The sequence below is a fragment of the Cupriavidus sp. genome (genome assembly GCF_057315035.1).
Map to the genome: position 1 here is coordinate 1 of NZ_DBHKYV010000058.1, position 12920 is coordinate 12920.

The following is a 12920-nucleotide window of genomic DNA, read 5'->3' on the forward strand; positions in this document are numbered from 1 at the left end:
CGTCGATCGTGATTTTCCACCTATCGACCTGTCTGAGGAAATTAGACCACCACAGTCCCCCCTTCCCCGCCTTTGGCACCGGCATAGCCGGAAAGGGAGAAGAATTCCTCCTGCGAGACGGCCACGCCCGGCTGCTGCGTCCGGAGAAGCCTGATTCACTACTGCGTTATGCTCTCGACACAGCACTACTACCCGGAACAGGTTTTCGCAAGTGCCGGCCGCCCGCCGCCGGAGGGGTTCATCCAACTAAGAAGGTTACTAAAGAATACACAGCGCGAACATCTCAAAATGCCGCGTTTATATCCCCCTGAAATCGATCCGTCACGGGTGGCTTGGAGCTTTAAGTAGGCCGGGAAGCTGCAATCGCCCAGTGGATATTTCCCATGGGAATCTCACGAACTACCGTGACGGCAAATCCGACGAAACCACCGAGTTCGTTGTCTATGTAGACCTGGACGTCCAAGACGAAGGCTCCGACAGCGACATGCCCGAGAACATCTGGAACGAGATCGTGGAACGCCGCCGCAACAACTTCGGCGCATAGTCGATGCCGCACTACATCGTGCGCATCACCAACTGCGCCGAGTCGGACGACTAAGGACCGCCCCTCATCAATAAGCCGCCATCACCCTCACGGGCCGATGGCGGCATTTTCTTCGGCCGGGTGGAGTAGGAACGTTGCTACCTCGGTTGTTGCGGCACGTCTTCGACCTGAACTGGAGATACGCGCTTCGTGATGCGCGCAAACTCGCGCGGATGTTCCTGCTGCAGGCGAGTGGCCGCCTTGATCAGGACATCATCCCTTATCGCCCAGCGCTCGACCGGCGGCCCGGGCTGCGGCTTGAGGTCCGTCTCCACGAACACATAGCGCTTTGCGATATCACCGATCGATCGTGCCATGCCAATCTGCCCGGCCTGATAGTCCTTGAAGTAATCTTCTGTCGTTCGCAGGACGGTCGGCATGATGTGAACATCAACGCTACCCGCTGGTCGCGTGCCCGTAACGCCTGGCTGGCGCACATACCTCTCGATCACGTTCAGCGTAACGATTGCCGAATCCCTGAACGTCTCCGCATCCAGATTCTTGATGGTAACGACGGCGTGGCCCACGAGCGGCATGTCAGCGTCGTTCTCGTCGTATTCGAACGTGACGTGCATGTTCAGCTTGATCTGGCCAGCCCGCGGGTTCATGAACAGCCGCGCCTTGTCGGGTATGGAGCCGGTCTGATCAAACTGCTCTTCGTCGAGGGGACTTAGGTACTTATCTGCTTGCTCCACGCAATCGTACACGCGGGCGCCGCCTTCGATCGGGAAATCTAAGATATTGGTCGGGAACGCTGGGAGGGGCTTGTTTGGATTTTTCTGTGGATCGAATGGAACCAGCTCGACGTCGGCCACATCGTTGATGCCGGTGATTCGAAGCATGTAGCCCAGTTGAATGCCCGACTGGTCCATCCGCCGGGCCATCGGGATCCTGATCACCTTTTCCATGTACTGGCGCAAACGAGTCGCCGGGTACTTGACGTTGGGTTTGCCCGCGAAGTAGCCCAACGTCCCGAGTGACAGCTCCTCCGCATCGCCGACCTGCACGAGGTCTCCGCTAAAGAACTCGGGCGGCGCGATCGGGCCGACCTCTGTGGCGCCAGGACTGACCAGCTTGCCAAGTTGGCGGTAGGCGTCCTTAAACGCCTCAATTCCGCTCTGCGCATAGACCGTCTGGTACGCGGCGTCCCTGTTCGACAAGGCGCTCGCAAGCGCTAGCTGGTAGAAGGACAGGTAGTTGGTAGGCTCGTATCCCAAGATAGGCGCCCGCCGTTGAACGAAAAGGAATCCGTCCGAGAATTCCATATTCATCGCCCAAACCCCTGAGACGGGGTCGACTACGCCATTCGGAACCCCGTACCCAGGGTCCATTAGGCCCATCGTCATCCCCGGGTCCGGAACGTTGCCCAGTTCTGATGGGACCATCGGAATTTTGAGCAGTGTGTGCGTGAAGATGGTGCGCATCATGCTGTTTTCCCAGCGAGCGATGAACTCGCCGAGTTTGTTCCGCACAGACAACAGATCACCTCGAAGATGGCAGGTCGAACGGAACAACGGCTCTTCGACAGCGACACACGCGAAGTAGAGTCGCAAACCTCCGATCAGGACGTCGATGTAGTAGCCTGGGTCAAAGATATTCCCAGCGAGGTCTTCAGTCGTGGCGTAGGTGACCTGACTGGGGTCATCAGGATCGTCCGAGGTTCCGACGAACTCCATGTACTGAGGAGTTGCGACGTCGATCCAATGGTTCGTCCTATATTCCGCAATATTGTATGGATAGGAATGGGTAAGCGTGGGCGGCGCGTATTTGTAGAACCTCCGCTGGAATGGAAGGTTCGAGTAGCCGGGGCTGAGCATCTGGTTCAGGCTCGTGTACAACGCGTTACGCTTTGACCTCAGGTCGGTCAAGTACGGTTCCGAACGGGAGGTGGCCGCGTCTTGCATGGCGGTCTTTATCTCGCCAAGTTGAGTACGCCATGCGTCGACGTTCCTCCTCTGCTCGGATTTCTGTTCGTCCTTCAGATATGCGTAGATGGTGTTGATGGTTTTGAGAATGTCATCGAGCTTCTGGGCCATCGGATCTTTCTTTTGGGGCAGAAACCCGAGGCTCGCGATCAAATTCTGGACCGTCTGGACAGCGCTAAAGGCGGCTCCGATGCCACTGGCCAAACTGGCAAGCGTCCCCGCAATGTCTTTAATATTCGAGATGTCTGTGGGCGAGAACTTGGCCCACGTCAGGAATTTATCAACGCCATCAGGCTTCTTATCATCGGGCATGACTGCCCTCCCCTAGCTTCAACGACCCGTTCAGGTTTCTGATGTGCTTGGATGCTAGGCGAGGCTAGAGGCAAGTCAATTGCAAGACGTTTAAGGCAGATGAAAGCGATGAGCCTGCAATGTTTCAAGCTTGCAACTGATCCATCGGGCGCCTACGCCTTTACGCACCAGATAGGTAGAAGACAGGCAAATATCGAGTGGTGACATGACCTTGATTCACGCTTTGAGCAGTGCCTCGATGATCTCGTCGGTGGCATTCATCTGTTCGTAGTTAATCTCGTCGGCGCCAGACGCGTGATGGTACTAGGTAAAGTACAAACCCCATCTGGAAGGAATGAGCTGCTGGCGATCAGCAAGGATGGCGGAATCACAGAGCATGTTGGCCGCCCTCGTGAGCATCTGACAGACCATCACCGCCTCAAACGCCTCAAATTGTCGCAACCTCATATACTTCCTGTCGCAACAGCCCAGTGTGTGCGGCATTGTGCAAAGCCATCGAATGCACCTTGAACCCTTTCCTTCTGGTTGCTTTAATCACCAGAAGCTTGGCAGGACAATCGCCCCTTGGCGAGAATGGAAGAGCGTGTTGCAACGACGGAGGAGAGAAGCGATGGGTTACCGTTTATTCGCCTCCCGGATTCTGCTGAACGCTCTGATCCTGGTGAGCATCGCAAGCGTGTCGTGGGGTGCTAGCGATGCGCCTCGAAGCGCCGGCTCGGCTTCCGCCCCCCGCGCAGAGCCCAAAGCCCGCACCCCTGAGCAGCAAGCCGTAGCGGAACGCGAACAGACGGTTCGTCACCAATTGAGCGATACGACGGATGGCGAAACCCGCTTCGAATTGCTCAATGCCCTCTCGTCTGACTATTTCCGCGTCGGCATGGTCGTCGAATCGATGCGCGTCCGAGAGGAAATTGTCGTCGACCAGCGCATCCCTCCCGGGCGGCGCTCGCTGGCGGCATCTGCGTTGGCCAATGCGTACGGCCGCTCTCTAGATTTCGCGCGAAGCCAGCGGCTGCTCGAACGCGCGAAGTCGCTCGCCCGCGACACCACGCCCGCCGAACTGGAGTTGTTGCCGCGCGAGCCGTCGTATGCCTACTACACTGCCGAGGCGGAAATTGACCGCCGCTATCTAAACCGGCACAACCAAGCGCTGATGAAGCTCCGGGACGGCGCGGACATTGCCTGGCGCAATTTCAACGATCCAGCGCTCAGCCCGCGTCGCCACCGCGCCGCCGCCAACGAACTCCTTGAAAACTCCACGAATCTCATCCGTCTGATGGTTCAAAACAATCGGCGGGCGGAGGCATTGAGCTACGCGAACGAGATGAGCTGGTATGCCGACAACCGGCAAGACCTTCAGCCGAGTCCCGCGCAGCGCGCGGGACTCAAAGTTGGGCGGGCCATCGCGCTCTCATCGAACGACGATTACGAGGGTGCGCTTGCCGCCATTGACAGCGCTATCGATGGCTTTCGGCGCGCGGACGTTGCGCCACACGCAACGAATTTTGCGGATGCGCTGCGCCTCCGCCTGATGATTGCGCTGGCACTGGGGCGCATTGGCGAGTATCAGGCAGATGCGGACGCCTATGAGCGCGCGGCTGGCACCAATCCGGTCGTCGCATCCGAAGTCTCCGAGGACGAACGGCAGTCACTTGTCTTCGCCTCGCGTGGACAGTGGCAGGAGGCCCAAATTCGGATCTCGGCGTCCATGGCGGTAAATCTGCGCAGACAGGGCCCGGAAAGTCCTTTCTACAAGTACAAGGCGGCGATGCACATGCTGTACCGCTTGCAAGATCCCGACGGTCATATTGGTAACATGGAGATCTCAAGCTACGTTACCCCTCTCATCGGGACAGTAGGCGAATGGAACGACTCGAACACACGGGGTGCCTACGCCGAGGATGGCGCGCTCGCCATGTCGATGAGCCGAGCTATCAGCGATGGGGAGCAAGGGCAAGTTCTCGCGTTTCGTATCGCCGAGCTCTTCCACATGAATGCAACGCAGGGGGCGATGGCAGACGGCGCGGCGCGTCTCGCCGCATCGACGCCGGCCCTGCGCGCTCTAGTCGAGCAGGAGCAGACGCTGCGTTACAACCAGAACACCGCACGCATGGATATCGCGCGCGCGGCGCGCCGGCTTGAAACCGAAGAAGGCAAGGCTGCGCGCCAGGACAAACAGGATCAGACGAAGCAGGACCAGGCGAAGCTGGACATCAAGCAGGGCGAACAGGCAATCCAGGCCATCGAAGACAAACTGGCCGATCTGCGCGCGCAGATCGCGTCACAATTTCCGGTTTACCGCCAACTGGTGGCTCCTGCAATTCCGACACCCGCAACCTTGGGCGCAGCGCTGCACGACGGCGAAGTGTATCTGGATGTGTATGCAGGTCGCGATGTGAGCTACGCATTCGTAGTGCGTCCGGGCGGCGCCTTCCGCGCGGTCCGTCTGTCCACCACGCGTGCCGCGATAACGAAGCAGGTTGTGGCGTTGCGCTCCGGCTTTGATGCGGGAAAGCCGCCACGGCGCGCGGGTGATATGGCTGGCTTCGACCTAGGTGCGGCGGCAAACCTGTACGAGGCCCTGATCGCACCAGTGCAGGATGACCTCCGAGGCGCGAAGACCGTCTACATTGGCACAAGCGGCATTCTCGCTAGCATTCCGTTCAACGTGTTAGCAATCCGTCCGGCATCAACCCTCGCGAGCACAAAATGGTGGATCGAAACGGCGACGCCAGTGCGCATCCCGAACGCTTCGGCGCTGGTACTTGCGCGCGGTCACCCCGCGACTCGCGCGCGCGAGCCCTTTGTCGCATTCGCTAACCCGAGCTTCGATGGTCGTGTGGCGCCGTCGAACGTCGATGTTCCGGTGGGAAAAGTTGTCGCACGAGCCGTTCCCGCGGACGATCGTGCTCGTGAGTTTGACTACCGTCGCGTCTCGCCACTGCCGGAAACGCTCGGGGAAGCGCGCGCGATCGCGAAGACGCTCGACGCGCCGGAACAAACCGTGCTGTGGGGAACGGCGGCGTCGCGTAGCGAGGCGATGAAACGGGACTTGTCGAACTACCGCGTGGTGTTATTCGCGACGCACGGCATTGTCGCGGGAGAAGTGCCGGGCTGGCGCAAAGCCGGCCTCGCGCTCGCTTACGAGGGAAGCGGACTGGCGGACTCGATCCTCACCGCAGACGACATCGTGACATTGCGGCTGAACGCCGACTGGGTGGTACTGTCTGCCTGCAACACTGGGCTCGTCAGTGGCAATGCTGGCGACGCGATTTCGGCCTTGTCCCGGGCGTTCTTCGCAGCGGGTGCGCGTTCGATGCTGGTAACCCAGTGGGCGGTCGAATCCCGGTCGGCTGCCGTGGTCACAACCAGTGCTTTCCATGTCTACGCGGCCGAACCGTCGCTCTCCAAGGCCGACGCGCTAGCGCGAGCACAGCGCGACATGGCGATGGGAAAAAACGGCGAACTCTATCGTCACCCATACTTCTGGGGCGCCTACTTTCTCGCCGGTGACGCGGCACACTGATCTCGTTCCACTTCGCGAAGTAAAAGGCTCTAACTCACTTTGATAATCTGATGATGGTTACGCGCCGGTTCTCTGGCGCGCCTGGATCGAGCGTATTTAGCGGCTCGGATGAACCCTTTCCGACCGAAGACAGGCGCTCCGGCGCGACACCATCCTCGCGGCTAAGATAATTTCGAACGGCAGCCGCGCGCGCTGTCGAAAGCTCCATGTTCGCGTCAGCGGATCCTCGAGGATCGGCATGGCCCTCGACGCGAAATTTGTAGCCGGATAACTCCGCAGATTGTAGAGCGCGCCCCACCTTGTCGAGCGCCGCACGCGCACGCGGAGTCAGGACTGTCGAATTGGTTGCAAAGGTAATCAATAGCGCCAGCGTAGGCTTCGTCACGGGGAATACTGCATCGCCCGTGGCGCCACTCCCCTTGTACATGATGCCGCGTGTGGTCGCACTTTCCTCCGCCGATTCCGGGTTTAGCGCATTGATGACAGATTGTTCGTCGACTTCCTTTTCGTCGATGACCGGCTGCGCCCAGGCAACGCGTTCTAGACCGGCGACGCAAAATGCGGCAACAAGCATAAGGACTTGGCCGCGCCGTAAAGGAAAGTTTCGCTTTTTCAGGCACCACATATTACCTCCTCACAAGCGCGCCGCTATTGCGCGGCATGCATCTTTGGCGTATCTCTCGTTATCGCAACCGGAAGAGCAAGCCTACCTGCCTTTGCCGCCACGAACCTCGGGCTCAAGCTGACATGTGCTTTTCCAGAACGGCGCGGCGTAACGCAGGAATGACCTCACCCTCTAATGCCGCGACGCTAGGTCCTTGAGCCCAAACCTCGCGGTCAACGATCGCCGCAAAGTATGGCGTGCCTCTGTTGCGCAGGATACGCTTGCCGCCCGGCCCATCATCGGCGAGCCACTTCAGATGCTCCGGTAGCTGCCAGGCGAACACTGCCCCCCTACCTGCTCCCATTGAGAGCTTAAGGTAATCGACCTCGCCGAACTCCGGGAAAGACTTCATCATCTTGTCCATCCGCCCGAAATACTCGGCTTCATAGCCACGGCAAGACGGGCAATTGACCTGCCCCAGGTACAGGAGGGTGAGGCGGGAATTACCGTCGGCGTGACGGTGGCTGCCGCCCGCTTCTGCCCTGGGGAGATTGGCCACGCCGAAGGCGAGCGCGCCAATAAGAAATGATCTTCTATACATTTTTTCTCTCCAGTGGTAATTCTCGGATCGGACCCGACACCGGTCTAACTTCGGCAGCTTGATGACAGCAAGAATTTGGCCGCTGCTGCCACTTAAAACCATAGCAGCACTACGGTAGAAAGCCGAGCCGCCCGGCACGGCACGCTTTTCAGTGGCTTTCAGCTGGACATCGACGGGCAAGATCGCGATGGTCATGGACATGGTGTTCTCTGGTACAGCAGGCTTGCTGGCTGGCTTGAGGGAGTGGTTTGTTTGTTGAGTTTGTTGCGCCCGCAGCCATATATGCAGATGTTGTGCCACGCAGCCGAAGCACGAATGAGAATCCTGTAACCTCTTGACCTACAACCGTTTCTCACATCTGGATAACGGATGAGGCCGGGCATGGCTCCGAGGTTACGTTAGTCACCGACCAACAACGAGCAGTAGAAATGTCGGAGTTTGACAGACAGCAATGTGCCGGCCTCTGTCAAGCAACAACGACAGGGGTGGCGTCCTAGCAGCGAAGATCACAACCACGCAAATTCCCGGCCGGGATCCCGCTAGCACAATGAGGGCGGCGTTGTTTTCGCGGTGGGAATTGCTACGCCAGTAGTGCCGGCGCAGGTGGCCGAGAAAATCGACGTACGGTCCGGCGCGTTACGACGGCCGTACTGAGCCAGTATGTATGCTTAGACGGCCGACAAAGGTCGTTCTGAGACCGTCAACCACCCCGCAGATCATTGAAGCCGAAGGAAGTCCGCCGGGGAAGTAGGACTCCGAGCCGGAGCCTTTGATCTGTGTTGAAGGTCACATGCTGCGATTGAGTTCCCCCCCGTCAGTGCCCCTCCTCAATGTTGAGGATCTTCCCTAAACCGAGAAAGTAATTCGCAAAGGCAAGCACACTTGCTGTCACTGCGATATAGACGACCGACAGTGCGGCTAACGTCGGATCTGCGAACTCCCGGACATAGTTGTACATGGACACCGGCAATGTTTGCGTGTCTTGCGTTGTGACGAAAAGCGAAGCGGTAAACTCGCTGAACGACATGATTGCCGCGAACAACCAACCTCCGAACAAACCTGGAGCAAGCAACGGGATCGTAATCGTGAACATCACCTTTAACGGCGATGCACCAAGACTTGATGCAGCCTGCTCCAGCCTGGCATCCAGATTCTCCATCGACACATAGACGCTCTTCAGCACAAACGGCAACACCAACATCACGTGACACAAGATGACAGTGCCATACGATCGGTCAATGGAAGCCTGCGAAACCAGAATAAGCAGGCCAAGCCCTAGCGTGAAATGAGGCACCACGAGAGGGGATTGCAGGATCGCCAGCAACGCGTGCTTACCGCGGAACTCCAAGCGCTTGACGGCGATTGAGAGACAGGTGCCAACTACGAGCGCGATGAACGACGACCAACCGGTAACGACGAGACTGGCGTGAAACCCGTCGCGAAAGTCTGGATAGGTGAAGACGCGTGCAAACCATGCCAACGAATAGGATTCCGGCGGAAAAGTGATGATTGCCTTTTCGTTGAACGCAGCGATCGTCACCACGACGACCGGCAGCAGTACGAAGGCAAGAAGAAATAGGACGAGTAGCGGTCCCGCGATGCGCAGAGGCAGTGGCAGAGCGTTCTTGATTCTCATTTTAGTGTTCTCCAAATGCCTTCAATCGCTTCGTGAACAACCCCAGGGAGAAGAGCGCTACAGCTGTCAACAGCAATCCCATCACACTCAGGCTGGCAGCCAGCGGGAAGTTCATGGAAGCGAAGCCGAGTTGGTACACGAGCGTCGACACCGTCGGCACGCGACCTCCCCCAATCATCTGAGGTGTCGCAAAAGCGCTAAAAGTCCAGGCAAACGCCGTCGTGACGCTAGCGAGAATTCCCGGTATGGAGAGCGGAAGCGTGACTGTCAGGAAGGTTCTGACCGGACCGGCGCCCAAACTCTGGGCAGCTTTCTCGTAATCTCGGTTGATGTGCGAAATCGCCGTGGCTAGCATCAGCACCACCACGGGAATCGTTACGTGCACCAGCGCGACCAACACGCCAAAGTGAGTGAACATGAGTTCCAGCGGCCAGTCAATCAGGCCCATCTTTCGCAGCGTGCCATTGATAAAGCCATTGCTGCCCAGCACGGCTATCCAGGAGTAGGTCCGGACGATCTCGCCCAAAAACAGAGGGGTGATGGAAACCACTAGAATGAAGGACTTGAGCGCTCGACTCTTGACGCGCACCAGAGCATAAGCCAGCGGGTATGCAGCCAGGAGCGAAAACACGGTCGTCTCCGCGCTCAGTCGCAAGGTGTTGGTGAACGCGTCGAGATAGATTGACTTGGTCAAGTCCCCAAAATTGGCGAACGTGAACCCTCCGACATCCAGAGATCCAGGGATGTATGCTCGAAAACTGAACTGCAGTACCGCAAGCAGCGATACCGCTATGCAAAGCGCGACAAGTACTGCCGGTGAAACAAGCCAGGCTCGTGGATGGGGGCGCATTCTGAAACCTTATTTCAGATGATCAATCAGCAAGGGAGATGGACGGAGGTGCATTGCCTCCGCCCCCTCCAAAAGCTCCGGACCGACGTCAGTTCATGACGTTTTCGGTAAACCACTTTCGCCATTCCGCTGTCTTCTCTGCGCGCAGCTTGTTGTCAACCACAATGGCCTTGTCCCACTGCTCCTTCGTTGTGAACACTCCGGGCAGCTTTGCGTCTTCAGGCGAAACCTTGGCGTCGTCAATGACGGGGCTCGCTTTCTTCAAAGCCACGATCTTCGATTGAACTTCTGGAGACAAGGCGATGTTCATGAACTTGTACGCCAAATCAGCCTTGGTAGAGCCCTTGGTGATGGCCATGGTATCCACGCCGAGCACAGGGCCTTCCTTTGGTGTGGCCAACTTGATAGGCACGCCCTGGCTAACCATGTGATACGCATTGATCGACAAGATGACCTGCACTGGCGTTTCGCCCGACGCGATCAATTGCTGCGCATTGGCGTCATTGGTGTAGAACGCCTTGAAGTTGGGTCTTAGGGACTTCAGTTTGTCCTGACCTTTCTCCCAGCTGGCTGCGTCGCCGCCAGCCAGCATCGCCGAAACCGCGACCACATGGCTCGGATCGAAATCTGGCACGCCAATCTTGCCTTTCAGGGCCGGATTCCAAAGGTCGTTCCAGCTATCGAACTTGATGCTCGGCGGCACCAAATCTGGGCGATAGCCGATGGTATAGACGTACGCCCAGCTACCGATGTGATACGGGCTGATTTTCGCGCGATCCACAAGATGCTTGTAGTTTGGGATCTTGCTCGTATCCAGCTTCTCGAAGAGATTCCCGTTGACGTAGAGCCAGCCAACGTGCGAAGTCGTGAAGGTAACGTCGCTCTCTGGCTTGGTAGCAAGCTTCGCCTTGTTCAAACGGTCAATGGTTCCGCCGGTGATGTACTTTACCGGCACGCCGGTCTGCCGCGTGAATTCCTTGCCGATGCTCTCATCGATGAGGTCGCGGAAACTCCCCCCCCAAGTGCTCACCACCAATGCGTCTTGTGCGTGGACTGCCGTGCTGCCGACCGCTGCGGAGATGGCGAAACATGTCAGAACTTTTCGAAGCACCATTTAAACCCCCTATTGAATATCCATCTGTTAAAACTGGCAATTACCTCAAATACGGTTCTTAAAAAAAACGTCTTCCCGACCTACGGAAGCTTCGGGTCGCATCGGCGCACTCCTCACGCGTTGCGAATTGGCGCTGGCGACGCGACTAGCAATGTGTACACGGCGTCGTACAGGCCCCGAGGGAATTCCCTAATACGGGGCTTGATCCCGCAATTGAATCTCTTCATGTGCCACGCTGGTGCAACGCAACATAATGGCTAACGCTGCTCGTATTGGTTCGGTGCAACACCATCGCCACAACGTCGGTATCGACCGCGACGCCATGTCATCCAAGCTCTGAACCAATGATGTAAAAGTCCTACGGCGCGGCCAAGTCAGCTTTTTTGTAGGGGTGCCTCGCATTTTCCGAGGGGGGGAGCAAGAGTTGCCGCGCCGCCTGGAACAGACTAGCGGCCAGCGGCGGGTCGGTGGTATTCGGAAATTCCTAAACGGTCAGCCGGAAAATAAAAATGGTGCTGGCGGGCGTCGCGGACGACCATGCGTTCAGGGGAGCAGCATCGCCCCAACGTCCCGTGTCCAATTGAATCGAGCCGAGATCGACCATGAAGCATACCCGCATCCGCACCTTCAACACGAAAGTTACCTACCCCGAACAGAATCTGAACAACGACCTCTGCCAGGCTGTCGTTGCGCGAGGCAGTACCGTGTTCTTGCGAGGGCAGATCGGCCAGAATCTCGACACCTCGGAGAGCGTATGCATTGGCGACGTCGCCGGACAAGCCGAGCAGGCTATGTCCAACATTGCCATGCTGCTCAAGGAAGCCGGCGGAGAGCTGGAAGACATCTGCAAGATCACGATCTACATCATCGACCCGCGCTACCGTGAGCCGGTGTATCGCGTCGTGGGCGAATGGCTGAAGGGTGTCTTCCCAGTTTCGACCGGCATCGTCGTATCCGCTCTGGCCCGTCCTGAATGGCTGGTCGAGATTGACGCCACCGCTGTTATCCCGGACTGAACCGCCATGACCTTTTCCATCATCGCTCGATGCCCCGCCACCGGGCAGTTTGGCGCTGCAGTCGCGTCCTCGTCACCAGCAGTTGCATCGCGTTGCATTCGGGGACGCAAGGGCGTTGGCGCAGCGGCAAGCCAGAACATTACTGACCCAGACCTTGGCCCCCTCGCCCTGGACCTGCTATCCAGCGGCCTCACACCTGAACGCGTGCTCGCTGAACTGCAGAAGCGCCCCAACATCGAGTATCGGCAGCTCATGGTCATCGACGCACATAACACACCAGTAGTGTTCACGGGCGCCAAGGCGCTGGGCACCCTGGCAAGCGTCGTCGGCTCCCATGCCGCTTGCGCAGGCAACATGCTAGCAACGCGTGATGTGCCGCAAGCCATGCTGTCAGCGTTCGAGGAAACCGAGGGAGTGCTCGCGGAACGGCTAATGCAGGCCATGCTTGCCGGCCAGGCCGCTGGCGGGGAAGAAGGCCCAGTTCACTCCGCAGGCTTATTGGTGTATGACATGCAGAACTGGCCTGTCGTCGATCTGCGCCTTGACTGGGTCGAAAGCGATCCGGTCGAAGCACTCTATGCGGTCTGGCAAGTGTATGCGCCGCAACAGAAAGACTATGTGAAGCGGGCACTTGACCCCAGTGCCGCGCCTAGTTTTGGGGTTCCAGGAGATCGCTGAGAGGAGCGACGCATTGAACGACAGCGGGAAAGTGCCGACTGGATGTCGGTATCGAAAGGGCATACGTTCCAGTAC

Annotated in this window: 11 protein-coding genes; 5 read left to right on the forward strand and 6 right to left on the reverse strand. The window is 58.1% G+C overall.

The genetic code is table 11. The features are described 5' to 3' along the window. Together ACO550_RS36790 and ACO550_RS36795 are read left to right on the forward strand one after the other, a co-directional pair. Nucleotides 1–311 (forward strand): hypothetical protein (locus tag ACO550_RS36790; protein WP_315597285.1); only part of this gene is annotated, 311 nt, incomplete at its 5' end. A gap of 59 nt (nucleotides 312–370) precedes the next feature. Continuing rightward, nucleotides 371–544: a hypothetical protein gene (locus tag ACO550_RS36795; RefSeq protein ID WP_315597284.1), complete on the forward strand. Its 174-nt coding sequence runs from the start codon at nucleotides 371–373 to the stop codon at nucleotides 542–544. Nucleotides 545–681: 137 nt separating this feature from the next. Here the strand turns inward: ACO550_RS36795 and ACO550_RS36800 are convergent, their stop codons facing one another. Further along, nucleotides 682–2820, reverse strand: a complete 2139-nt coding sequence (locus ACO550_RS36800) for a hypothetical protein (protein ID WP_315597283.1) — start codon at nucleotides 2818–2820, stop codon at nucleotides 682–684. 610 nt (nucleotides 2821–3430) lie between these two features. Here ACO550_RS36800 and ACO550_RS36805 point away from each other — a divergent pair. Continuing rightward, nucleotides 3431–6346 carry a CHAT domain-containing protein gene (locus ACO550_RS36805; protein ID WP_315597282.1) on the forward strand — a complete coding sequence of 972 codons (2916 nt, stop codon included), beginning with the start codon at nucleotides 3431–3433 and terminating at the stop codon, nucleotides 6344–6346. A 34-nt stretch (nucleotides 6347–6380) separates the two neighbouring features. On the opposite strand, the gene ACO550_RS36810 is transcribed toward ACO550_RS36805, so the two are convergent. The 5 genes from ACO550_RS36810 to ACO550_RS36830 form a co-directional block, all read right to left on the reverse strand. Further along, nucleotides 6381–6971, reverse strand: a complete 591-nt coding sequence (locus ACO550_RS36810; RefSeq protein ID WP_315597281.1) for an OmpA family protein — start codon at nucleotides 6969–6971, stop codon at nucleotides 6381–6383. A gap of 112 nt (nucleotides 6972–7083) precedes the next feature. Continuing rightward, on the reverse strand, nucleotides 7084–7752 hold the full coding sequence (locus tag ACO550_RS36815) for a hypothetical protein (RefSeq protein WP_315597280.1): 669 nt from the start codon (nucleotides 7750–7752) through the stop codon (nucleotides 7084–7086). A 613-nt stretch (nucleotides 7753–8365) separates the two neighbouring features. Continuing rightward, on the reverse strand, nucleotides 8366–9187 hold the full coding sequence (locus ACO550_RS36820; RefSeq protein WP_315597279.1) for an ABC transporter permease: 822 nt from the start codon (nucleotides 9185–9187) through the stop codon (nucleotides 8366–8368). Nucleotide 9188: 1 nt separating this feature from the next. Continuing rightward, on the reverse strand, nucleotides 9189–10037 hold the full coding sequence (locus tag ACO550_RS36825; protein WP_315597278.1) for an ABC transporter permease: 849 nt from the start codon (nucleotides 10035–10037) through the stop codon (nucleotides 9189–9191). A gap of 88 nt (nucleotides 10038–10125) precedes the next feature. Further along, nucleotides 10126–11151 carry an ABC transporter substrate-binding protein gene (locus ACO550_RS36830; protein ID WP_315597277.1) on the reverse strand — a complete coding sequence of 342 codons (1026 nt, stop codon included), beginning with the start codon at nucleotides 11149–11151 and terminating at the stop codon, nucleotides 10126–10128. A gap of 602 nt (nucleotides 11152–11753) precedes the next feature. Here ACO550_RS36830 and ACO550_RS36835 point away from each other — a divergent pair. Together ACO550_RS36835 and ACO550_RS36840 are read left to right on the forward strand one after the other, a co-directional pair. Beyond that, entirely contained in the window at nucleotides 11754–12167 is a 414-nt protein-coding gene (locus ACO550_RS36835; protein WP_315597276.1) for a Rid family hydrolase, read from the forward strand. Between the two features lie 6 nt (nucleotides 12168–12173). Continuing rightward, entirely contained in the window at nucleotides 12174–12845 is a 672-nt protein-coding gene (locus tag ACO550_RS36840; protein WP_315597275.1) for a DUF1028 domain-containing protein, read from the forward strand. The last annotated feature ends 75 nt before the right edge of the window (nucleotides 12846–12920 follow it).

Coding starts and splice junctions, on each gene's coding strand:
- ACO550_RS36815 (WP_315597280.1), bottom strand. CDS start 7,752: ATGTCCATGACCATCGCGATCTTGCCCGTCGATGTCCAGCTGAAAGCC.
- ACO550_RS36830 (WP_315597277.1), bottom strand. CDS start 11,151: ATGGTGCTTCGAAAAGTTCTGACATGTTTCGCCATCTCCGCAGCGGTC.
- ACO550_RS36820 (WP_315597279.1), bottom strand. CDS start 9,187: ATGAGAATCAAGAACGCTCTGCCACTGCCTCTGCGCATCGCGGGACCG.
- ACO550_RS36800 (WP_315597283.1), bottom strand. CDS start 2,820: ATGCCCGATGATAAGAAGCCTGATGGCGTTGATAAATTCCTGACGTGG.
- ACO550_RS36805 (WP_315597282.1), top strand. CDS start 3,431: ATGGGTTACCGTTTATTCGCCTCCCGGATTCTGCTGAACGCTCTGATC.
- ACO550_RS36840 (WP_315597275.1), top strand. CDS start 12,174: ATGACCTTTTCCATCATCGCTCGATGCCCCGCCACCGGGCAGTTTGGC.
- ACO550_RS36810 (WP_315597281.1), bottom strand. CDS start 6,971: ATGTGGTGCCTGAAAAAGCGAAACTTTCCTTTACGGCGCGGCCAAGTC.
- ACO550_RS36835 (WP_315597276.1), top strand. CDS start 11,754: ATGAAGCATACCCGCATCCGCACCTTCAACACGAAAGTTACCTACCCC.
- ACO550_RS36825 (WP_315597278.1), bottom strand. CDS start 10,037: ATGCGCCCCCATCCACGAGCCTGGCTTGTTTCACCGGCAGTACTTGTC.